This window comes from Burkholderia sp. Bp8998 (genome assembly GCF_003854235.1).
GTDB lineage: Bacteria > Pseudomonadota > Gammaproteobacteria > Burkholderiales > Burkholderiaceae > Burkholderia.
The window spans coordinates 42025-64450 of record NZ_QTQF01000024.1; the positions used below are offsets into that span (position 1 = coordinate 42025).

Consider the following 22426-nt stretch of genomic DNA (forward strand, 5'->3'; position numbering starts at 1 on the left):
GCGCGCGGTGAGGCGTCGTCACCGCGCCCGCTTGCGCCGCCGCCGTCGAAAGAAATGCCAGAACATCGCGGTTGCGTCCGGCCCCGTCGCGGCGTGGAATGCTTCGCGCGGATCGCCGCCGCTCCATGCGTGCGCGAGGCGGCGCACGATGCAGACCCGGACGATCAGCGTGCCACCGCGCAGATAGTCCGTGTACGCCGCATCGTCGAGCGCGTACGTTTGTTGCTCGCCGACGCGCGGTTCACCCTGTTCGTCGACGAGCCGGTTGAGCCGCGCGAACGCGACGCCGAGTTGCCGTGCGTTGTGCTCGGCGACGACCGTATCGAGTCCGCCATGCACGACGAGCGCGGGCATGCCCGGAAAGGCGCGCACGTCGACGCATGCGTCGACGACGCGTATCGGATCGTCGCGCAGACCGCGGCGCATCAGGCTCATCGCGGCCATCGTCGACAACGGCGGCGCGATGGCCGGACCGGAGTGCAGGCCGACGGCCGCGAAGCGATCGGGAAATTCGATCGCCAGACGCGCGGCCAGCCCGGCGCCGGCCGACATGCCGGCCAGATAGACGCGGTCGCGGTCGAACCCGCGCTCGCGCACGATCGCGTCGACGAGCGACGCGACCGCCGGGGCCTCCGACTGCGACGCATCGCCATGCCAGTTCCAGCAGCGATGCGAGTGGGCGGTCTTCGCCTGTTCGGGAAACAGCACGGCAAACCCGGCGCGCTCGGCGACGCGGCAAATACGGGTGCCCGCGGCGAACGACTCGGCCGTCTGCTTGCAGCCGTGCAGCATGACGACGACGGGCATGCCCGAGGTCGTCGCCGGCGCGGCGGGCAGGTAAAGCGCGTAGGCAAGATGGTTGACGAGGCGGCCGGCGGCCGGACGCGCGGAATGAAACGAGCGCAGCCACGTGCCGGGTGCCTGGCGGGGCGATGTCCGGGCGGTGGGCACGGACCCGGTGCGACGCGTGGCCCGTGTGTCGGCAGGGCGCTTGGCAGTGCGCTTGGCAGGCGCCGCCGGTTGGGTCGTCTTCCTTTTGGGCCGCGTGCGCGTCGCGGCGGTCAACAGGTCGAAAGGCCGTAGCCAGAGGCTGGATTTTTTCCTGGGCATGGACGAATCTCGTTCGGGCGGCGCGCGCAACAGCATGCGGCGCAGCCGGCCGTCGGATGGAAGTCGCGTGCGGGCAGAGCACGATTCGTGCTGCGGCACGCGTCCGCGTCGAAGCGCGCCGGCGTGACCGGCACGGAGTCGGCTGGCCGATCACCACCACGCCACGCGACATCTTTACAACCCAACCGTCGTCGCGATTCGGACAGGCCATGGGCCATGCTAGCAGGCGTCGCGCGCATCGAGCGAGACCGTTCCGTGACGAATCGGTGAATGCTTCGGGCTGTCGCCCGTCCGGTTCAATGGGTACTGCCGCGCATGCCGACGAGCCGGAATTCGCTACTGCCCGTGGTCGTCACGCGCCGCGCGACTCGCGAGATGATCGACCATCCGCTGCGCGGCGGGCTGCAGCGTATCGAAGCGCTGGAAACACACGATGAAGCGACGCCGGGCCCATGCATCGGTGAGCGGGATCACCTGCACGCCGAGCGACTGCCGGTAAGCCGCCGCGACTTCGACCGGAATCACGCTGATCCCCAGGCCGGCGGCCACGACGCGAAACGCCGCGTCGAAACTCGACACGATCACGCGGTACGACACGGTCCGGCCGCGGTCCGCGGCTGCCCGCTTGAGCATCGTGTGAACGGCCGTGGCCGGCGGCAGGCCGACATGCTCGAATTCGAGCGTGTCGTCGAAGCCGACCGATTGACGGCCGGCCAGCGGATGCTCGGGATGCACGGCGAGCGCCAGCCGGTCATGGCGATATGAACGCGCCTGCAGCCCTTGCAAGTCGACGTTGTCCCAGCACACGCCGATCGCGGATGCCCCTTCGCGCACCTGCCGGACGAGGTCGCGCGACAGCCGCTCTTCCACGTCGACCTTGATGTTCCGGTTGGCGGGATCGCGCATGAACGACGCGATGTCGTCCAGCAACACTTCCGCGATCGCCGACGCCGACGCGCAGATGCTCACGCGCCCTTGCAGCCCGTCGCCGATCGCGGTGACGTCGGCCGCGATCCGGTCCATCGTGAACAGCATGCTGCGCGCATGCTCGAGCAGTGCGATGCCGGCCGGCGTCGGCGTGACGCCGCGTCGCGACCGCGTCAGCGCCGGCACGCCGAGATCGCTCTCGAGCTGCGCGATGCGCTTGCTGATCGCCGAAGGCTCGATGTGTGCTTCCTTCGCGGCACGCGCGATGTTGCCGTGGTCGCACACGGCCACGAACAACCGCAGTGTCTTGAGGTCGATGTCGCGCATCGGTGCAGTCTCCGCGTGTCGAAACGTTCCGGGTCGGAAGGTTTTGGGTCGATTCAGCCGGTTTCCGGGTAATCCGGGAATGTCAGAAATTACCACGACGACGCGGGTGCGGCGCGCCGCGGACGTGCCTTTCGACATGCCTGCATGGCGATGGTCGGCGCCGTCACGATGCGGCCGCCGCCCGATTCCTGGGATTCCGTTTCGGAACGTTTTCGGTTCCAAATCGATTCTTTACGTTTTTTCGGGAATCTCTAAAGTAGGGCTATCGCCGGCGCGCCATGACCGGCCCCAGATTGCGGAGACAGCAACGCCATGCCTTCTTTTCCCACCCATGTCGTGATTCGCGAGGTCGGATTGCGTGACGGCCTGCAGAGCATCCAGGCCATCCTGCCGACCGCGCGCAAGATCGAATGGATCGCCGACGCGTACGCGGCCGGCCAGCGCGAGATCGAAGCCGGCTCCTTCGTGCCGGCGCGGCTTCTGCCGCAACTGGCGGATACGGCCGAACTCGTCGCCTACGCGAAAACGCTGCCGGGCCTCACCGTGTCGGTGCTGGTGCCGAACCTGAAAGGTGCGCAGCGCGCCATCGAGACCGGCGCCGACCTGCTGCTCGTGCCTTTGTCCGCGAGCCGGGAACACAGCCTCGCGAACCTGCGCAAGACGCCCGACGAAGTGGTCGCCGAAGTCGCGCGCATCCGTGCGGAGCGCGATGCCGCCGGGTCGGCGACGCTGATCGAAGGCGGCATCGGCACGGCGTTCGGCTGCACGATCCAGGGGCGCGTCGAACCGGACGAGGTCCTGCGTTGCATGCAGGCGCTGCTCGATGCGGGGGCGGATCGCGTCAGCATCGCCGATACGGTCGGCTACGCGGGGCCGGCGGCCGTGCGCGAGCTGTTCGAGCGCGCACGCCGCATTGCCGGCGACCGCTTCCATTGCGGCCACTTTCACGACACGCGCGGCCTTGCGCTCGCCAACGTCTATGCCGCGCTGGAAACCGGCGTCGCGCGTTTCGACGCGACGCTCGCCGGAATCGGCGGGTGTCCGCATGCGCCGGGTGCGAGCGGCAATGCGTCGAGCGAAGACCTCGCGTTCATGCTGGCCGACATGGGCATCGACACGGGTATCGACCTGCCGGCGCTGCTGGCGCTGCGCGCCAAGGTCGCGCGCTGGCTCGACGGCGAAACGTTGCACGGCGCGCTGTGGCGTGCCGGCTTGCCGAAAACACATCGCGCGTCGACTGCGCGCACCGCCTGAGGACATCATGGAAACCAACGCAAGACTCCCGCTCGACGGCGTGCGCGTGATCGAGTTCACGCACATGGTCATGGGGCCGACGTGCGGGATGATCCTCGCGGATCTCGGCGCGGAGGTCATCAAGATCGAGCCGCCCGGCGGCGACAAGACGCGCAGGCTGCCGGGCCTCGGCATCGGCTTCTTCCGGACCTTCAACCGCAACAAGAAGAGCGTCGTGCTCGACATCAACACGCCGGAGGGCAGGGACGCCGCGGTCGAACTGATCGGCACCTGCGACGTGATGCTCGAGAATTTCCGTCCGGGCCTGATGACGAAGCTCGGTCTGGACTACGACACGCTTTCGAAGACATTCCCACGGCTCGTCTACGTGTCGCACAAGGGCTTCCTGCCCGGTCCGTACGAGAAGCGTCTCGCGCTCGACGAAGTCGTGCAGATGATGGGCGGGCTGTCGTACATGACGGGGCCGGTGGGCCGGCCGTTGCGCGCGGGAACGTCGGTCAACGACATCATGGGCGGCATGTTCGGCGCGATCGGCGTGCTCGCCGCGTTGCGCGAACGGGATGTCACGGGACGCGGCCAGGAAGTGCAAAGCGCACTCTTCGAGAACTGCGTGTTCCTCTCCGCGCAGCACATGCAGCAGTATGCGATGACGCATGAAGCGCCGCCGCCGATGCCCGCGCGCGTGTCCGCTTGGAGCGTGTACGACGTGTTCACGCTTGCCGGCAACGAACAGCTGTTCATCGGCGCGGTCAGCGACAAGCAGTTCGTCACGCTGTGCGACGTGCTCGGCCGCCAGGACCTGCCCGCCGAGCCGCGCTTCGCGAGCAATGCATTGCGGGTGGCGGTCCGGCCGGCGTTGCTCGATGTCCTCGGCGGCATCCTGAAGGACCACCGCATCGACGAACTGATGCCGAAGCTCGAGGCCGCGGGCATTCCGTACGCACCGATCGTGCGCCCGGAGCAGCTGCTCGACGATCCGCATCTCAAGGCCAGCGGCGGCCTCGTGCCGATGGAGACCGACGACGGCACGACGACCGACGTCGTCCTGTTGCCGCTGACGATGGGCGGTCGCCGGCCGGGAGTCCGGCAGGCGCTCGCCCGGGTCGGCGAACACACGCACGAGATTCTTTCACGGCTGACCGGCCGCGCGGCCGCATGACCCGCCAGCGCCTCGGCCGCGATCCGGTTGGTCGAGGTGCTGGAGCAAACAACCAACCGACGAGAACCGCGCGCCGTGCATGACGTGCGCGGCGTGCAACACCGGCAGGCGGACCACGATCCAACAACAAGGCCGCCGACATTCGCCGTATTCAGGAGACATGCATGCAACCCACCGTCACCGCGGATTCCCGTCCGCACGATTCGCCCTTCATCGATGTCGGCGTCACGCCGGGCGCCACGATCGCCGCGCGCATGGATCGCCTGCCCATTACCCGCCATCTGTGGATGCTGGTGCTGCTGATTTCGCTGGGCGGTTTTTTCGAGGTCTACGACCTGATCTTCACCGGCTATATCGCACCGGGCATGGCGAAGAGCGGGGTGCTGCAAACGACCACGCACGCGTTCTTCGGCTTCACCGGGATCGCCGGCTTCATCGCCGCGACGTTTGCGGGCCTGTTCGTCGGGACGTTCGGGCTGGGCTGGATGCCCGATCGCTACGGACGGCGCGCGGTGTTCACGGTATCGCTGCTCTGGTATTCGATCGGGTCGGTGATCATGGCATGCCAGACGACCGCCGAAGGCATGATCCTCTGGCGCTTCATCACCGGGATCGGCGTCGGGGTCGAGATCATCACGATCGACAGCTACGTGACGGAGCTCGTCCCGCAGCAGATGCGCGGCCGCGCGATGGCGTTCAACCAGAGCGTGATGTTCGCGGCGGCGCCGGTCGCCGCGATCCTGTCGTACTGGCTCGTGCCGACCACGGTATTCGGTATCGACGGATGGCGCGTCGTGGTGCTCGCGGGCGCGCTCGGCGCGCTGCTGGTGTGGTTCATCCGGCGCGGCGTGCCTGAGAGTCCGCGCTGGCTCGCGACGCACGGGCAGGTCGACAAGAGCGACGCGATCGTGCGGAACATCGAGGCGATCGTCGAACGTCAGGCGGGGCACCCGCTGCCGCCGCCGTCGCCGGCCGTCGAGCAGCCGCGGCATCGACGCGCATCGCTCGCGGCGTTGTGGCAGCCGCCGTATCGATCGCGCCTGGCGATGCTGGTCGTCTTCAACTTCTGTCAGGCGATCGGCTATTACGGTTTTGCGAACTGGGTGCCGACGCTGTTGATCAGCCAGGGCATCACGGTCACGAAGAGCCTGCTGTATTCGTTCATCATCGCGTTCGCGTTGCCGGTCGGGCCGCTGCTGGCGATGGCCGTCGCCGACAGGATCCAGCGCAAGTACCTGATCGTCGGCGCCGCGCTCGTCGTGATCGTGTGCGGGACGGCGTTCGCGCAGGTCAAGGCGGTGGTGCCGCTCATCCTGCTCGGCGTACTGATCAGCTTCGCCGGCCAGATCATCTCGGTCTGCTACCACGCGTACCAGGCGGAGCTGTTTCCGACGGCGGTGCGGTGCCGGGCCAACGGCATCGTGTACTCGGCCAGCCGGGTCGGCGCGATGATGTCGGGTTTTTCGATCGCGTTCCTGCTCCGGGATTTCGGGTTGCCCGGGGTATTTGCCGGCATCACCGCGTGCATGCTGGCGGTCGCGGTATCGATCGGTTTCTTCGGGCCGAGGACCAACGGCTTGCGACTCGAGGAACTCAACCGTTGACGTGCCGTTGCGTCGGGCGGCGATCCGTGTACGTGCGGTCCGGCAGCGATGCCATGACGCCTGTCCGCTACCGTATCGCGTCGCGCAGCCGTTCCGTGACGGCGATTGCGTGCAGGGTGCCACCGCCAGAACGCTGCCGTACCGGCCACGCGATGGCACAGCACCGCTTCACCGATACGTCCACGACCGGTGCAACACGAACATCGTCGGCGGGATCAGCAGCGCGATCGCGACGATGGCCCAGCCGCGCGGCACGTCGAGCAGTTCGGCGGCGCGCGCGAGCAGCATGGTTTCGACGAAGCCGGCCGCCGCGACGGTCAGGTAGCGCAGCAGGTTGCGCGACTGCACCGTCGACGAGAAACTCCACAGCGTATTCGCGAGATACGAGAACGCCGTCGCGCAAACGAACGCGGTGGCGTTCGCGATCACCTGCGTCGCGTCGATCAGCGCGTACATCGCGGACGCGATCAGCACATGCAGCGCGGTCGAGCAAAGTCCGGACAGGCCGAAGCGCGCCAGCCGCACGCGCTCGGCATAGAGCAGTTCGAACATCGCCGCCTCCGCCGGTCAGCGCTCGCCGACCCGCACGCGGGCCGGCTGGACGCGGGCCGGTTGCAAGCGGCGGCGTGCGGCCGCGCGGCGCGCATCGCGCGCGACCGGCAGCTCGATCACCTTGCCGTGCGCCTGGTAGCGGCGGCGAATCAGATAGACCGGGCGTTGCTTCGATTCGTCGTAGATGCGCCCGATGTACTCGCCCACCACGCCGATGCCGATGAGCTCGATGCCGCCGATGAACAGCACGGCGGACAGCAGCGACGAGTAGCCGTGCACCGGGTTGCCGAACAGCAGCGTGCGACCGATGATGAACGCGCCGTACAGGAACGCGAGCGCGGCGATGCCGAGACCGATGTAGGTCCAGCTGCGCAGCGGCACGGTGCTGAAGCTCGTGATCCCCTCGAGCGCGAAGTTCCACAGCTTCCAGCCGGAGAACTTCGAGTGCCCGGCGCTGCGCGCCTCGCGCTGGTACTCGATGATCACGGTCTGATAGCCGACCCATGCGAACAGGCCTTTCATGAAACGATGCCGCTCGGGCAGGCTGCGCAGTGCGTTCACGACCTTGCGATCCATCAGCCGGAAGTCGCCGACGTTCTCCGGCAGCTTCACGTCCGACAGCAGGTTGTGCACGCGGTAGTAGATCGCGGCGGCGGTGCGCTTCGCGAACGAATCGCATGCGCGGTTGCTGCGCTTCGCGGCGACGACTTCCGCGCCGTCGCGCCAGTGCTCGAGCATCACCGGGATCAGGCTCGGCGGATCCTGCAGGTCCGCGTCGAGCGGGATCACGGCGTCGCCGTCGGCTTCGTCGAGGCCGGCCGTCAGTGCCGCTTCCTTGCCGAAGTTGCGGGTGAGATCGATGACGCGCACGCGGCGATCGCTCATGCTGATCCGGATCAGGCGTTCGAGCGTGTCGTCGCGGCTGCCGTCGTTGACGCAGACGATCTCGAAGCGGACCGTCTCGAGGCCGGCCATCAGCGGAATGACCACGTCGAAGAAGCGTTCGACGGCTTCGCCTTCGTTGTAGAACGGTACGACCAGCGAGACGAGCGGTGTGTAGAGTGGTTCGCGCATGATGGTTTCCCCTGTAATCACGTGTCAGCGATCGGCGCGGAAGCTCGCGCGGCCGATGCGGCGCAGTCCGTGCGCCGGGCGGTGGTGCGATCGGACCGGATGCGTGAAGCCGGTCTCGGTCGAATGGTCGCGTGCGTCGGGCATCGACGGCGCGTCGTGTCGTTCCTGTGCAATCCGGGCGACGAGCAGCGCCAGCGATGCGAGCGTGACGAGCGGCATGAACTGGAACGACAGGTGCGGCACGACCAGCAGGCCGGCGAGCGGCATCACCCACATCAGCAGCAGCCATTCACGGTCGAAGCGCCGCCAGCCGTGCGTCCACGCATAGCGTGCGTACCACGCGATCACGAGTCCGTACCAGGTCAGGTCGTAGTCGTACAGATAGGGGCCGACGACCAGGGACGCGCACGCGAGCGTCGCGGCGCGCAGCGCATACGAACATGCACCGCGCCACGCGTACATGACGGTGAACGCGGCGCTCGCGGCCGACAGCAGTTGCAGGCCGAGCGCGACGGAATGGGGCCAGCCGAGACTGGTGGCGAGCACGAACACGGTCGGCATGCGCGTGAGCCGCGCGTGGCCGGCGCCGACGATCTGGTAGGCGGCGTGCAAGCCGTGCGCGAATGCGACCCAGGCGTCGAAGCCGAACATCAGCGTCGACAGCACGAAGCCGCCGGCGATCGTCGCGACCCATGCGGCCAGCGCACGCCATTGTCCGGCGCACAGCAGCGCGAGCGGAAACAGTACCGCCATCTGCGGCTTCATCGTCAGCATCCCGAAGCAGATGCCGGCGATGACGGGACGTCGATTCAGGGTCAGCAGCCCGACGCCTGCGAGCGTCGCGGTCAGCAGGCTCGTCTGCCCGACGATCACCGCGAGAAACGCGCCGGGGAACGCGAGCGCGCAGATCAGCGCGCCCTCGCGCTGTACGGTTGCACGGATCGTCGTCACGAACAGCGCGTAGGTGGCGCCCAGCCACAGCACCAGCGCGAACATGTACGGCAGCCAGCCGAGCGGCAGCACGAACATCAGCATCGTGGGCGGGTAGAGCCACGGCAGCGAGCCGTTCGCGGCGTTCATCAGCGGGAGCGCGATCTTCTCGACCTCGAACAGCGACGGCAGGTTCCACGCGTGGATCCCGAGGCCGTGCGCGGCGAGCCACGCGGCGCTCCAGATCGGCGCGACATCCTGTGCCAGGGGTTCTGGCAGGGATGTTTGCGACCAATGTACGCGCGCGAGATACACGAACATGAACAGCAGTTCGGCAAACAATACCGCTGCCGCATAGAGGCGCACCCGATCACGATTGAGCCAATGCGGGAAACGGCGCGGGCCGGCGATCGGCAGCTCCGGATGGGCGTCCATTGCCGAATCCGCGTGCATGAGGGGGAGCGGCGATTTCATGGTGCGCTCCGAGGTGCAAGGTTGGCGCGACGCACGACGACGAACAGGACGGCGAGCAGCACGACCGGGCCGATCTGCGGCAGCTTCGAGATCCGGTTGAATACCTCGAATACCGGCAGCAGCCACGCGAGCACGATCACGATCTGGTCGCCCGGCAGCCAGCCTTCGTCGAGCCCGTGGGCGATCACGCAGAAGATCGCGATGCCGAGCCAGGCCAGTTCGTAATGCCACAGATAGGGTGTCGTCAACAGCGTGGCGACCGCCAGTGCCGCGGCGCGCAGGCGCATGTCGGCCGTGCGACGCCAGACCTGGACAGCGGCCGCGAGGGCGAGCAGGCCCACGGCCGCTTGCGCGGCGAGCGCGACCGGAATCGATGCACCCGCGAGCCGCAGTGCCGCGAACGGCGACGGCGAAACGAACCAGTAGGCAGGCAGGGTGAAATGCATGCCGCGCACGATCGACATCGCATGCGCCAGGCCGGTCAGGGATTCGGTGCCGGTCAACGCAATGCCGGCCGCCGCGAACAGCGTGGTTGCGACCGCCGCCGCCGCGAAGGTGCGCCATGCGCGCGTCGCGATCAGCACGAACGGAAACACCATCGCCATCTGTGGCTTGATCGCGAGCAGCCCGATCAGCACGCCGGCGACGATCGGGCGTCGGCCGAGGCAATGCAGTGCGAGTGCGGCGATGCCGGCGGTGAGGACGCTGTTCTGCCCATACAGGATGGACCAGAATACGCCCGAGTAGGCGAGCACGACCAGCGCGGCGGCGCGCGGAACGGGCAGGTGCGCACGCAGTCCCGACAGTCGCAGGACGGCATACGCATAGCATAAAAGACTGCCCGCAAAAAAGAGGAAGAACGCGGGCAGGAAAGGCACGAGGGCAATCGGCGCGACGAACAGGAGCATCGTCGGCGGATAGAGCCAGGGCAGCGACTGGTGACCCATATAGGCACCAAATCGCGCTACCTCGGCATGGGAGAAGAAGACCGGATCGTAGGTTGCTGCGGCATGGCCTTGCAGCACGAGCTGCGATGCGGTCCAGAAGACGGAGAAGTCGACGCCCGGCCGGGCGGTCGCCTGCGATGTGAAGGCATCCGTTACGACGGCCCAGGTGACCAGAAAAGCCGCGGACAGCAGCAGCATGATGCAGCTGTACGGAACGATTCGGTCTGCTGTCAGCCATTGAGCACAGCGTTTGGCGCGATAGCGCACTCCACGATTGGCCGTGTACATGATGCCCCGTCTGCAGTGAAGGCTGCCTGGTGTTCCGCAGCCTTTTTTGTGTTGTCGTGTATCCGGCTCGAATCGCATTCAACGGCGCTGTCCGGTGAATGCATTGTTGGAGAAAAAATCGCGTGACGCAAACCACCGGCTGGATCGAGCGATATCGAATCGGCGGCAATCAGGCTGAAAACCGGGTTTTCGCGTCTGAAAAAACCGGGGCGGTGCAACGGATGTTTCTCGGTTGAAACATTCCGGGTTTTTGGCCGGACCGGCACCGTCCGGAATGGGCGTCGGATACACGACTTCGCGGATTCGGGAAAGTCCCGACAAAATTTTTTGGAGCCCTTGCGCAGCGCGGCCGCGCCCGGCTGGCCGTCCGGGCGGGCCGGCGCGCGTATATCAAACTTGAAACATTTCGGGCATCGCGCCGGGACCGGGCATCCGGGCGAATCGCCGGAACCCTTGCTGCGCCTGGATTTCTTCAAGGCTGGCCTGCTCTTTGCGAGATGGTCCGCACGACAGTCGACGACGTGATGAAAGACCGGTTGACGCAACAGACTGACAAAACCGGGCTCAATCACCTGCGGAAAGCAACGGATCCATGGCGCGTCGGGGAAATACGCCGCCCAGGCCTTGAAAGCCGCCAGAAAACGTCGACCGAGCGAATAGGCGACGGCATTGTCCGCGCGACAAGAATCACATGACAGCATTGGGGAATAAAAATGAAAGACCAAAGCACACCGCGGCTTGCACGCCGTGCAGAAGACCCGCAACACGATCGACGCGTTGGCGTCATCCGTTCAATCCGTATTCATGCCCGGAGCGGTCGTTTCACCGTTCTGCTCGATCGTGCCATTCGCCTGATCGCAGCGCGCATGCATATCGCACGCATCAGCTCACCGACGTTCGTTCAACAAGCGAGGCTCGTACCTTGCCGTGTGCGTCGCTGAGCGTCTCATCCGAATTCGTTTGTTGTGCCGGTAGTACCCGCTCCCTGCGTCGATCCCCGACAAAGGGAATCCCATAGTAGTGCGAAAGGAGAATAGCCATGTCCACGTTCATTCAGAAGGTCCGCGGTTTCGTTCAAGACGAGCAAGGCGTGACGGCCATCGAATACGGCCTGATCGCCGCGCTGATTGCAGTCACCCTCGTTGCAGCACTGACGTTGGTCGGCAAAGACCTCAACGACGTCTTCAACTTGATTGCAGACGACCTCGGGGCAGCGCTCTGAATGACGGGGCGGCGAACGGTGGGTCCGGCCCGTTCGTCGCCAATCCGTCGCGCGTGCAGGGCCGGACGCAACACCCACGGATGTCGGATGGAACGAACGGCGGATGGCTCGGCCGGTGCAGCGCTCGAGCCGCCCCCGCTCCTTGATCGACCGAATCGGAGGCTGCCATGCGGGCCAGGGAACGCGCGGTATCGGTATTGCGATGGATCGGCGACGAGCAGGGCGTGACGTCGATCGAGTATGCGTTGATCGCGGCGCTGTTTGCCACACTCGTCCTGGCAAGCGTGATGACGCTGGGCGGCTCGCTTGACGACGCGTACAACATGATCGCGTCGGTCGTGACCGATGTGGTCAATACCGCACTGGGTCAGTGATCCCGGGCACTACGTTCAATCGAGGTTCGCCATGTTGCCTGCCGCGCTGCCTTTTCCGGTTCCGTTGTGCGTGACGCTGCTCGTCGTCGTCGCGGCCAGCACGGACATCACGAGCCGACGCATCCCGAACCGGCTCGTCCTGGTCGGGCTCGGCGGCGCGCTGATTGCCCAGTGCGCGCTGCACGGCGTCCAGGCCGGCGCACTCGCATGGCTTGCCGGTGCCGCGACCGGCTTCGGCCTGCTGCTGCCGTTCTATCTGCTGCGCGGGATGGCTGCGGGCGACGTGAAGCTGATGCTCGCGATCGGCGCGTGGGTCGGCGCACAGATGACTTTCTATATCGTGCTGGCCGCCTTCCTGGCCGGCGGAATCGGCGCGATCGGTTTCGCGCTGCTGCGCGGACGCACGCACCAGATGTGGGCGAATGTCGTCGCGCTGATTGCGCGTCGCTCGTCCGGCGCGCGTGCAGGGGCAACCGACGGCCCCGTGGCGTTCGCGTCGGTCGGTGCGTTGCCGTATGGCGTCGCGATCGCCGCTGGCACGCTGGGCATGCTGTTCGTATCGTGCGCGTAGCGCGCCGACCTGCAACGAGGATGGACCGAACATGAACACGATCCCCACCGAACCGAGACGCGAAGCGCAGGTTGCACACCTGCCGCTTCCGTCGCCGACGCGGGAGGCGCACGCGAAGCCGGGCGCCCAACTGCCGGCGGCGCCGCGCTCGCTCGAGGAAACCGGACTGAGCCAGGCGTTCGTCGCAGGGCTCGTGCTGAAGTCGACACTGGTGCTCGGCCGCCCGTCCTACGGCGACCTGATCGAGCGCCACTGCCTGCCGCTCGCGGTACTCGACGACATCTTCGCGTTCCTGGTGCGCGAGCATCTGGTCGAACTGACCCATCGCGGCAAGACGGACCTCGACGTGACGTTCCGCCTGACCGACGCGGGCCGCGTGGCCGCGCTCGAAGAGCGTGCGCGCAGCAGTTACAGCGGGCCCGCGCCGGTGACGCTCGACGCGTATCTCGACTGCTTGTCCACCCATTCGGTGCGCAAGTTGCGCGTGGCCCAGAACGACGTGTGGGCGGTGTTCGACGGCGTCGTCATGGACACGGCGATCCTCGATTCGGCGGCGGCCGCGCTGAACTCCGGCCGTCCGCTGCTGATCTACGGCCCGGCCGGCAGCGGCAAGACCTTCCTCGCGGAACGGCTCGGCGCGCTGATGGGCGGCCACGTGCCGATACCGTATGCGATCTACGCGGCCGGCGAAGTGATCCAGATCTACGACCCGCTCGTGCATGTCGACGCGGCGTCGCAAACGGACGGCCAATCGATCGATCGCCGCTGGCGTCTCTGCGAGCGGCCGGTCGTGATGTCCGGCGGCGAGCTGACGCTCGACGAGCTCGACCTGCGCCGTGACGAAGCCGCCGGCTTCTACCAGGCCCCGCCGCACATGAAGGCGAACATGGGCATGTACATCATCGACGATCTGGGCCGCCAGCGCGTCGCGCCGCGCGACCTGCTCAACCGCTGGCTGCGGCCGCTCGATCGCGGCGTCGATTTCCTGACGCTCGATTCCGGCAATCGCTTCGTGCTGCCGTTCGACGTCTGGCCGGTGTTCTCGAGCAACCTGGCGCCGGAGCAATTCGCCGACGACGCGTTCCTGCGCCGGCTCGGCTCCAAGCTTCACGTCGGCGCGCTGTCGATCGACCGCTACCGCGCGGTGTTCGACGCCGCATGCGCGTCGCTCGGCCTGGTGTCGACGCAGGACGCATTCGACTATCTGCTGCACCGGCTGCATTTGCCGACCGGCAAGGCATACCTCGCATGCTTCCCGATGGATCTGCTGCGCCTCGTCGCCGCCGGCGCGCGGTATCGCGGCGATCCGCCCGAAGTGACGCACGACGCGCTGCACGACGCATGGGCCAGCTATTTCGGCTCGGCGCCCGAGCGCGACGGTGTGTATCCGCCGCCGGCCGAGCACGGCGAGCGCACGCACGTAACCGGTTGAGCCGTTTCTTTCACGATTCGTCGAGGAGCATTGCCATGAAAAACAGTCGCGCAGTCATGATGCTGATCGTCGCGATGGTCGCGGGGCTTGCCGCGGTCGTGTTCGCGTCCCGCTGGTTGATGAATACCTCCAGCAGCTCGGTCACGACGGTCGCGGTGGCGACCACCGACCTGAACCTGGGCGAGCCGCTGGGGCCGAACCAGATCCGCATGGTGAGCTGGCCGTCGGGCAGCGTGCCGACCGGCGCGTTCACCGACACGAAGGAGCTCGAAGGGCGCGTCGTGCGCACGAGCCTCGCCCGCGGCGAGCCGGTGATCGAGTCGAAGCTCGCGCCGGTCGGCACGAAGGGCGGGCTGTCCGCGGTGATCGCCGACGGCAGCCGCGCGATCACCGTGCGCGTGAACGACGTGGTCGGCGTCGCGGGCTTCGCGCTGCCGGGCAACTACGTCGACGTGATCGTCAACACGCAGGAACAGCAGGGCAAGACCGACGGACAGAGCATCTCCAAGATCGTGCTCGAGCACATCCTCGTGCTGGCTGTCGCGCAGCAGGTCAGCCGCGACGACACCGCACCGAAGGTCGTCAACGCGGTGACGCTCGAAGTCACGCCCGACCAGGCCGAACGCCTCGACCTCGCGCGCAGCGTCGGCACGCTGTCGCTCGTGCTGCGCAACCAGGTCGACCAGAAGACGCTGACCACCGACGGCGCGACCAAGCTCACGCTGCTCGGCAAGGCGCCGGTACCGGACGCGCCGGCACCCGCACCCGTACGCGTGAAGACCGTGCGCGTGCACGTCGCGTCGCACGCGGCACCGGAAGCGCGCCGCGATTGCGTCGGCGTGCTGACCGGGGTGCGGGGCAGCGTCGAATGTTTCTGAAACCGTAGAACACACATCCAGATAAACAGATTAATCAGATCGGCCGCCGTCAGGGCACGGCGGCCTTGAAAGTCGACAACCGGCATCTCGCCGGTCACTCGGGGGATCAGACGAAATGAAGATCAATCCGCAACATTCAGGTACCCGCCCGGTGCGCGCGCGCATCGCACGGGGCGCGATAATGGTCGCGATCCTCTGTATCGGAACGCTGACCGTGTACAGCGCACTGGCCCAGGAAGGCGCCGAATCGGCCGCGCTGATGAAGGGCGGTGCCGCCGCGCCGGCTGCCGTCGCCAAGGGGCCGATGCAGATGACGATCAGCATGGCGCCGGCGGTGGCCGCCGCGCCTGCCGCGTCGGCAGGGCCGCTGCGCGGGCCGAACTGCGTGGGCGCGATACGCGAGTCGACCAGCGTCAGCGTGCCGCTCGGCAAGTCGCTGCTGGTGCCGATGCCGGAGCCCGTCCGCAACCGGACCATCGGCAACCCGGCCGTCGCGCAGGCGACGATGGTGTCGCCGCAGACGCTGTACATCCTCGGGCTGACGGTCGGCACGACCAACATGATCGTGCAGGGCAAAAGCGGCGCATGCCGCGTGATCGACGTGGCGGTCGGCGCCGACGCCGGCGGCCTGCAGGCGTCGCTGATGCAGCTGATGCCGAACGAGCGCGACATTCACGTGTCGACCGCCGCCGGCACGATCGTGCTGGCAGGCAACGTGTCGAACTCGCAGGCCGCGCAGCAGGCCGTGCAGATCGCCCGTGCGTACAGCGATAGCGCCAGTGAAGGCGGCGGCAAGGGCGGCGGCGTGCTGAACATGCTGGCCGTCACGTCGCCGCAGCAGGTGATGCTCGAGGTGAAGGTCGCCGAAGTGTCGAAGACGCTGATCAACCAGATGGGCAGCGCGTTCAACATCCAGGGCGGCTTCGGCTCGTGGAGCGGCGCGCTCGTCAGCAACCTGCTCGCGGGCGTCGCAAGCGGCGCGGTGTTCAACAAGGCGAACAACAAGCCATTCAGCATCGCGGCCGATGTGCAGAACACCGACAACCTGGTCAAGATCCTCGCGGAGCCGAATCTCGTGACGATCAGCGGGCAGGAGGCGACGTTCCTCGCCGGCGGCAAGATCTTCATCCCGATCCCGCAGAGCGGCAGCAACGGCGTCTCGTCGATCACGCTGCAGGAAGAGGAGTTCGGCGTCGCGCTGAAGTTCACGCCGACGGTGCTCGGGAACGGCCGGATCAGCCTGAAGGTCGCGCCGGAAGTGTCGGAACTGTCGCAGACGGGCGTCACGCTGAGCGCATCCAACATCGGCGGCACGTCGATCCTGCCGCTGATCACGACGCGGCGCGCGTCCACGACGGTCCAGATGAGCGACGGCGAATCGTTCGCGATCGGCGGGCTGATCAAGGACAACGCGAGCGGCGCGCTGAAGGCGATCCCCGGGGTCGGCGAGGTGCCGGTGCTCGGCGCGCTGTTCCGCAGCACGTCGTTCCAGCAGGACCGCACCGAGCTGATCTTCGTGATCACGCCGCACCTGGTGAGGCCGCTGCAGACCGCCGACGTGCCGCTGCCGACCGACAGCTTCTCGAAGCCGCACGAAATCGACGTGTATGCGACCGGCAACATGGAAGGCCGCAAGGGTGTCCGCAAGGCGGGCGCGCAACCGGCGAGCGGCGCGATGGATGCACCGCAGGCGCCGGCACCTGCTCCCGCACCGCAATCGGCTGCGCCGGCCGTACCGGCCGCCGCACTGCCCGCACCGCGTGCGCCGCAGCCTGCCGATGCACCGGCGCCGGTGCCGGCACAGCCGGAGAAGGCCGCGGCGGCCGACGCGGCAGGAGCGGTGAGCGTCGAGCCGGCGCCTGCCGCCCAGCCGCAGCCGCAACAGCAGCCGCAGCCGCAGGCCGATGCGGCCAGTGCGGCGCGGATCGCGCGCATCGAAGCGGCTGCCGCGCGTCTCGCGGCCGCTGGCTCCGCCACGCCGGCCAAACCCGAGCCGCGTTCGAAGCACAGCTTGCCGGCCGCCGCCCATGCGCAGATCGCGCGGGCGAATGCGGAACCCGCGTCCACCGATCGTTGAAGCCATCCAAGGGGAAGCTCATGAAATCCGCCTACCTCGTATTCGCACGCCGCGCGGCGCTCGCCGTCCCGCTCGCGTTCGCGCTCGCCGGCTGCATGTCGTCGACCCCGGTGTGGGACAGCCGCTTCGGCGACTCGGTCCGCGCCGTCACGCAAGCCCAGATCATCGATCCGCATGCCGCCGAACACGCGGCATCGCGCCCGGGGGTCGACGGCAGCGCCGCCGCGTCCGCGCTCGACAGCTACGACAAGTCGTTCAAGCAGCCCGAGCCGAAAGCCAATGCCTTCGTGATCGGGATCGGCAAGTCGGCGCAATAACACAGGCAAGCTCAGGGAGAACGCCATGTCCAGCGCAGCTCGTCAACCGAAACTCACGCGTCGCGGTCTGCATCGCCAGCGAGGTGCCGTCGCGATCATCGTCGGTCTCGCACTGGCGGTGATGATCGGGTTCGTCGGTCTCGCGCTGGACCTCGGCAAGCTGTACGTCACGCGCAGCGAACTGCAGAACAGCGCCGATGCGTGCGCGCTGTCCGCCGCGCGTGACCTGACGTCGGCCATCAGCCTGCAGGTCGCGGAAGCGGACGGCATCGCCGCCGGCCACTCGAACTTCGCGTTCTTTCAGAAGAACGCGGTACAGATGCAGACGGATTCGAACGTCACGTTCAGCGATTCGCTGACCAATCCGTTCCTGACGAAGACGGCGGTCGCCACGCCGGCGAACATCAAGTACGTGAAGTGCACGGCGCGGTTGAGCAACATCGCGCACTGGTTCATCGAGGTACTCAACACGATCCCGGGCGTGCAGGTCGCGAACGCGGCGCAGGTCGGGGCGAGCGCGATCGCGACGGTCGGCGCCGGGCAGACCACCTGCGCGATCCCGGTGTTCGTGTGCCGGGCGGCGGCCGCCGCGCCGTACAAGGTCGGCGACTGGATCTCGTCGCCGTCCGGCTCGTCGTCGACCTACGGGCCCGGCAACTTCGGCTGGGCGGCGCTCGACGGCTCGACGAACGAGCCGACCATCGCCAGCGAACTGTCCGGCAATTCCTGCAACATCACGTCGCCGCCCGACCTCGGGTCGACCGGTCTGAAGTCGGCGTCGCTGCGTGCCTGGAATACCCGCTTCGGCATCTACACGAATGGCGCCAACGGCTCGAGCGGCCAGCCGGACTTCACCGGCTACGCATACGTCGGTCCCAACTACGGGCCGCCAGGAACCGCGGGCATCGTCGGCGACGCATACACGCAGTTCGTGCTCGATCGCGCGAGCTTCAAGGCCTACCAGGGCGACGGTGCACCGCCCGCCGGCAGCGGCATCTCGACCAACGGGACCGCCACGGCCAGCAACTACCAGACGTTCGGCGGCGACCGCCGGGTCGCGCTTGCCCCCGAGGGCGACTGCTCGACGCTGAACGGGGCAAGCGCCAAGCTGCACGTCACGCAGTGGGACTGCGTGCTGATGCTCGATCCGCTGCCGTTCAGCCCGGGTAGCGGCGGGGTGGTGGCACATCTCGAATACCTCGGCTCGACGGCCTCCGGCACGACGCCCTGCGCGACGCACGGCTTGCCGGGCAGCGGCAGCTCGGCCGGCATCAAGGTGCCGATGCTCGTTCAATAGAGGAGACGCGATCATGAAAAGGCTCCCGATTCGCCGGTCACGCATGCGCGGTGTCGCCGCGGTCGAATTCGCGCTCGTGCTGATGCCGATGATCGTGCTCGCGACCGGCGTGGCCGAGTTCGGCCGCGCGATCTACCAGTACGAGATCCTCACCAAGGCGACGCGCGACGCGGCGCGCTACCTGTCGGTCTATCTGCCGACCGACAGCGCGTATCCGCTCGCGGCGGCGCAGTGCCTCGTCGTCTACGGCAACACGACCTGCGGCTCCGCCGGCACCGAGCTGGTGCCGGGGCTCACGACGTCGATGGTGGTCGTCTGCGACGCCGCGCATTCGCCCGATTGCGCCGACGCGTCCGACCCGCCGCAGTTCGCGAATCTGCCGACGTACGACTCGACCAACAATGCGGCAAGCGGCACGGCGACCGGCAGCATCAACGTCGTCGAGGTGAAGGTGAAGGGCTACCAGTACCAGCCGATTCCGGCCTATCCGGGGTTGTCGTCGATCACCTTCGGCAACATCGTCACCGTGATGAGGCAAGTGTCATGAACGCGCGCCCCTTTCCGCTGTCGCGCCGCCGCGTCCAACGTGGCGCGACGATCGTCGAGTTCGCGCTGATCGCATCGATCCTGATCATGCTGCTGATCGGCATCTTCGAATTCGGGCGCGTGCTGTTTTACTGGAACACCGCGACCGAGGCCCTCCGGCTGGGCGCACGCACGGCGATCGTCTGCGACGTGAACGCCGCCGGCGTCGTGAAGCGGGTGAAGTCGCTGATGCCGCTCCTGGCGAACTCGAACGTGTCGGTGAGCTACACGCCGTCGGGCTGCGACGTGAGCTCCTGCTCGTTCGTGACGGTCAGCATCACCAACGTGACGGTCAGGACGATGATTCCGATCGCGAACGTCTCGATCACGATGCCGCCGTTCACCACGACGCTGTCGCGGGAAAGCCTGAATTCATCGACGGGCGGCAGCGCCTGTCAATAATCGAACCGACGAGGCACAGTCATGATCAATATCCTCGTAGCTGCAGACGATACCGCCCGGCTCACGCAGATCGCGCGCCTGGTCACGGACAGCGGACACTATCGCGTGACGCGCGCGCATGGACGGCCGTCCCAGATCGAGCATCGCACCGACGGGCTCGATTCATTCGATATCCTGCTGATCGACAGCGCGACGACCGATGCAGCCGAGCTGGCGGCGATCGAGCGGATCTGCCGGCTGCACCCGGGCCTGACCGGCATCCTGGTGACGGCCGATGCGGCGCCGAACGTGCTGCTGGACGCGATGCGCGCCGGCGCGCGCGACGTGCTGCAGTGGCCGATCGATCCCGCGGCGCTCGCCCGTGCGCTCGAACGCGCCGCCGCGCAAAGCACCCGGCGCGACGGCGACGATACGCGCTTCGTGTCGTTCATGTCGTGCAAGGGTGGCGCGGGCACGAGCTTCGCCGCGAGCAACGTTGCGTACGAGATCGCCGAAGGCTACAAGCGCCGTGTGCTGCTGGTCGATCTGAACCAGCAGTTCGCGGATGCCGCGTTCCTCGTCAGCGACGAGACGCCGCCGTCGACGCTGCCGCAGCTGTGCACGCAGATCGAACGGCTCGACGGCGCGTTTCTCGACGCGAGCGTCGCGCATGTCACGTCGACGTTCCACGTGCTCGCGGGCGCGGGCGACCCGGTCAAGGCCGCCGAGATTCGCGAGGACGCGCTCGAATGGATCCTCGGCGTCGCGGCGCCGCGCTACGACTTCGTGATCTTCGACATCGGCGTCAGCATCAATCCGCTGTCGATGGTCGCGCTGGATCGCAGCGACCAGATCCAGCTCGTGCTGCAGCCCGCGATGCCGCACGTGCGCGCGGGCCGCCGGCTGCTGGAGATTCTCGTGTCGCTCGGCTACCCGACCGACCAGTTGCGGCTGGTGGTGAACCGGATGACGCGCGCGAGCGAACGGTCCCGCGCCGCGCTCGAGGAAGTGCTCGGCCTGCACGCCAGCACCACGATACCCGACGATGCGGACACCGTGCGCGAAGCGCTCGACCAGGGTCATCCGGCCTCGCGCGTCGCACGCGGCGCCGCGGTGACGCGTGCGTTGCAGGCCTGTGCGAAGCAGATCGTCGAAGGGGACGTGCGCACCAAGCACGACGCGTCCAGCAGCGAACCGTTGATGTCCCGGCTGTTCGGCCGCAAGGCCACGCCGAAGCTCAAGTCCATGTGAATCTTTCGGGGAAACCATCATGTCATTGCGCGAACAGATGTCCTTGTACCGGACGCAGCCGCAGGCGGCGAGCACCGAACCGGCAGGTGCGACGCATTCGTCGGTACGCAACGCATACCAGAAGCTGCGCCGTGAAATTCACCTGGCGGTGCTCGAACGCGTCGAGCTGGAGCGTCTGTCACGCCTGCCGCAGGAACAGGTCCGGCAGGAAATCTCGGCGTTGATCTCGCGCATTCTCGACGAGGAGCGCACGCCCGCAAACGACATCGAACGGCGTCAGCTCGCGGTCGACGTGTACGACGAGATGTTCGGCTTCGGTCCGCTGGAGGCGCTGCTGCGCGACCCCGGCATTTCCGACATCCTCGTGAATACCTATCGGCAGGTGTATGTCGAGCGTAGCGGCCAGCTCGAACTGACCGATGTGACGTTCTACGACGACGCGCACCTGATGAAGGTGATCGAGAAGATCGTGTCGCGCGTCGGGCGCCGCATCGACGAATCGACGCCGATGGTCGATGCGCGGCTGCCGGACGGCTCGCGCGTGAACGCGATCATCCCGCCGTCGGCGATCGACGGGCCGCTGATGTCGATCCGGCGCTTCGCGGTGAACCCGCTGAAGATGGACGACCTCGTCAATTACCAGAGCCTCACGCCGCCGATGGCGGAACTGCTCGATTCGCTGGCCCAGGCGAAGGTGAACGTGCTGGTGTCGGGCGGTACGGGCAGCGGCAAGACGACGCTGCTCAACATCCTGTCGGGCTTCATTCCGCGCTCGGAGCGGATCGTGACGATCGAGGATGCCGCCGAGCTGCAACTGCAGCAGCCGCACGTGCTGCGGCTCGAGACGCGCCCGCCGAACATCGAGGGCAAGGGCGAGATCACGCAGCGCACGCTCGTGCGCAACGCGCTGCGGATGCGGCCGGACCGGATCATCCTCGGCGAAGTGCGCGGCGCGGAAGCGCTCGACATGCTCAACGCGATGAACACTGGCCACGAAGGCTCGCTCGCGACGATCCACGCGAACACGCCGCGCGATGCGCTCACGCGACTCGAGAACATGATCAGCGTCGGCGGCCTGACGCTGCCGCCGAAGACGATGCGCCAGCAGATCGCGTCGGCGATCTCGGTGGTCGTGCAGGCCACGCGGCTCACCGACGGCAAGCGCAAGATCGTCAGTATCCAGGAGCTGACCGGGATGGAAGGCGACATCATCAACATGCAGGAGATCTTCACCTTCAAGCGAACCGGCATGGATCGCGACGGCACCGTGCGCGGACACTTCTGCGCGACCGGCGTGCGGCCGAAGTTCGCCGAGAGGCTGCAAGCGTTCGGCATCAACCTGCCGGATTCGCTGTACGACCCGGCGCAGCGCTACGAGACGAAGTGACGACGCGC

At 67.2% G+C, this 22426-nt stretch carries 22 protein-coding genes; 15 read left to right on the forward strand and 7 right to left on the reverse strand.

Annotated features, from left to right (window positions below; translation table 11 throughout):
* Positions 1–18: 18 nt before the first annotated feature.
* Positions 19–1110, reverse strand: coding sequence for an alpha/beta fold hydrolase (locus tag DIE06_RS22995; protein ID WP_124663311.1), 1092 nt, complete (start codon positions 1108–1110; stop codon positions 19–21).
* 336 nt (positions 1111–1446) lie between these two features.
* Positions 1447–2364 (reverse strand): LysR family transcriptional regulator, encoded by a 918-nt coding sequence (locus tag DIE06_RS23000; RefSeq protein ID WP_124663312.1) that lies wholly within the window; start codon positions 2362–2364, stop codon positions 1447–1449.
* Between the two features lie 312 nt (positions 2365–2676).
* Here DIE06_RS23000 and DIE06_RS23005 point away from each other — a divergent pair, with 312 nt between their 5' ends.
* The 3 genes from DIE06_RS23005 to DIE06_RS23015 all read left to right on the forward strand — a co-directional run bounded on the left by DIE06_RS23005 (position 2677) and on the right by DIE06_RS23015 (position 6381).
* Positions 2677–3618 (forward strand): hydroxymethylglutaryl-CoA lyase, encoded by a 942-nt coding sequence (locus DIE06_RS23005; protein ID WP_124663313.1) that lies wholly within the window; start codon positions 2677–2679, stop codon positions 3616–3618.
* A 7-nt stretch (positions 3619–3625) separates the two neighbouring features.
* A complete protein-coding gene (locus DIE06_RS23010) occupies positions 3626–4777 on the forward strand; it encodes a CaiB/BaiF CoA-transferase family protein (RefSeq protein WP_124663314.1) in 1152 nt (383 codons plus the stop codon).
* A 164-nt stretch (positions 4778–4941) separates the two neighbouring features.
* A complete protein-coding gene (locus DIE06_RS23015) occupies positions 4942–6381 on the forward strand; it encodes an MFS transporter (RefSeq protein WP_124663315.1) in 1440 nt (479 codons plus the stop codon).
* A 168-nt stretch (positions 6382–6549) separates the two neighbouring features.
* On the opposite strand, the gene DIE06_RS23020 is transcribed toward DIE06_RS23015, so the two are convergent.
* Genes DIE06_RS23020 through DIE06_RS38400 form a run of 5 tightly spaced genes read right to left on the reverse strand, consistent with a single transcriptional unit; the run spans position 6550 to position 11413 of the window.
* Positions 6550–6933 carry a GtrA family protein gene (locus DIE06_RS23020; protein WP_124663316.1) on the reverse strand — a complete coding sequence of 128 codons (384 nt, stop codon included), beginning with the start codon at positions 6931–6933 and terminating at the stop codon, positions 6550–6552.
* 15 nt (positions 6934–6948) lie between these two features.
* Positions 6949–8007 carry a glycosyltransferase family 2 protein gene (locus DIE06_RS23025; RefSeq protein WP_124663317.1) on the reverse strand — a complete coding sequence of 353 codons (1059 nt, stop codon included), beginning with the start codon at positions 8005–8007 and terminating at the stop codon, positions 6949–6951.
* A gap of 24 nt (positions 8008–8031) precedes the next feature.
* Positions 8032–9411: a glycosyltransferase family 87 protein gene (locus DIE06_RS23030; RefSeq protein WP_124663318.1), complete on the reverse strand. Its 1380-nt coding sequence runs from the start codon at positions 9409–9411 to the stop codon at positions 8032–8034.
* Positions 9408–10646: a glycosyltransferase family 87 protein gene (locus DIE06_RS23035; protein ID WP_124663319.1), complete on the reverse strand. Its 1239-nt coding sequence runs from the start codon at positions 10644–10646 to the stop codon at positions 9408–9410. The genes DIE06_RS23030 and DIE06_RS23035 overlap by 4 nt, the downstream gene beginning before the upstream one ends.
* Positions 10589–11413 carry a hypothetical protein gene (locus DIE06_RS38400; RefSeq protein WP_185733453.1) on the reverse strand — a complete coding sequence of 275 codons (825 nt, stop codon included), beginning with the start codon at positions 11411–11413 and terminating at the stop codon, positions 10589–10591. The genes DIE06_RS23035 and DIE06_RS38400 overlap by 58 nt, the downstream gene beginning before the upstream one ends.
* Positions 11414–11685: 272 nt before the next feature.
* On the opposite strand from DIE06_RS38400, the gene DIE06_RS23040 reads away from it, so the two are divergent.
* The 12 genes from DIE06_RS23040 (at position 11686) to DIE06_RS23095 (ending at position 22418) form a co-directional block, all read left to right on the forward strand.
* Positions 11686–11868, forward strand: coding sequence for a Flp family type IVb pilin (locus DIE06_RS23040; protein WP_124663320.1), 183 nt, complete (start codon positions 11686–11688; stop codon positions 11866–11868).
* Between the two features lie 167 nt (positions 11869–12035).
* A complete protein-coding gene (locus tag DIE06_RS23045) occupies positions 12036–12242 on the forward strand; it encodes a Flp family type IVb pilin (RefSeq protein ID WP_124663321.1) in 207 nt (68 codons plus the stop codon).
* A gap of 31 nt (positions 12243–12273) precedes the next feature.
* Positions 12274–12813 (forward strand): prepilin peptidase, encoded by a 540-nt coding sequence (locus tag DIE06_RS23050; RefSeq protein ID WP_124663322.1) that lies wholly within the window; start codon positions 12274–12276, stop codon positions 12811–12813.
* Between the two features lie 31 nt (positions 12814–12844).
* The gene (locus DIE06_RS23055) at positions 12845–14245 is read left to right on the forward strand and encodes an ATP-binding protein (RefSeq protein ID WP_124663323.1); all 1401 of its coding nucleotides are present in this window, start codon (positions 12845–12847) and stop codon (positions 14243–14245) included.
* Between the two features lie 35 nt (positions 14246–14280).
* Complete coding sequence (gene cpaB / locus DIE06_RS23060) at positions 14281–15123, forward strand: Flp pilus assembly protein CpaB (RefSeq protein ID WP_124663324.1); 843 nt, start codon at positions 14281–14283, stop codon at positions 15121–15123.
* Between the two features lie 115 nt (positions 15124–15238).
* Positions 15239–17200, forward strand: coding sequence for a type II and III secretion system protein family protein (locus tag DIE06_RS23065; RefSeq protein WP_124663325.1), 1962 nt, complete (start codon positions 15239–15241; stop codon positions 17198–17200).
* 20 nt (positions 17201–17220) lie between these two features.
* The gene (locus DIE06_RS23070) at positions 17221–17517 is read left to right on the forward strand and encodes a hypothetical protein (protein WP_124663326.1); all 297 of its coding nucleotides are present in this window, start codon (positions 17221–17223) and stop codon (positions 17515–17517) included.
* A 25-nt stretch (positions 17518–17542) separates the two neighbouring features.
* Positions 17543–18814: a pilus assembly protein TadG-related protein gene (locus tag DIE06_RS23075; RefSeq protein ID WP_124663327.1), complete on the forward strand. Its 1272-nt coding sequence runs from the start codon at positions 17543–17545 to the stop codon at positions 18812–18814.
* Positions 18815–18827: 13 nt separating this feature from the next.
* Positions 18828–19361, forward strand: coding sequence for a TadE/TadG family type IV pilus assembly protein (locus DIE06_RS23080; RefSeq protein ID WP_124663328.1), 534 nt, complete (start codon positions 18828–18830; stop codon positions 19359–19361).
* Positions 19358–19801, forward strand: coding sequence for a TadE/TadG family type IV pilus assembly protein (locus tag DIE06_RS23085; protein ID WP_124663329.1), 444 nt, complete (start codon positions 19358–19360; stop codon positions 19799–19801). Before DIE06_RS23080 ends, DIE06_RS23085 begins: the two co-directional genes overlap by 4 nt.
* 21 nt (positions 19802–19822) lie before the next feature.
* The gene (locus DIE06_RS23090; RefSeq protein WP_124663330.1) at positions 19823–21031 is read left to right on the forward strand and encodes an AAA family ATPase; all 1209 of its coding nucleotides are present in this window, start codon (positions 19823–19825) and stop codon (positions 21029–21031) included.
* A gap of 19 nt (positions 21032–21050) precedes the next feature.
* On the forward strand, positions 21051–22418 hold the full coding sequence (locus DIE06_RS23095; protein ID WP_124663331.1) for a CpaF family protein: 1368 nt from the start codon (positions 21051–21053) through the stop codon (positions 22416–22418).
* Positions 22419–22426 lie beyond the last annotated feature (8 nt).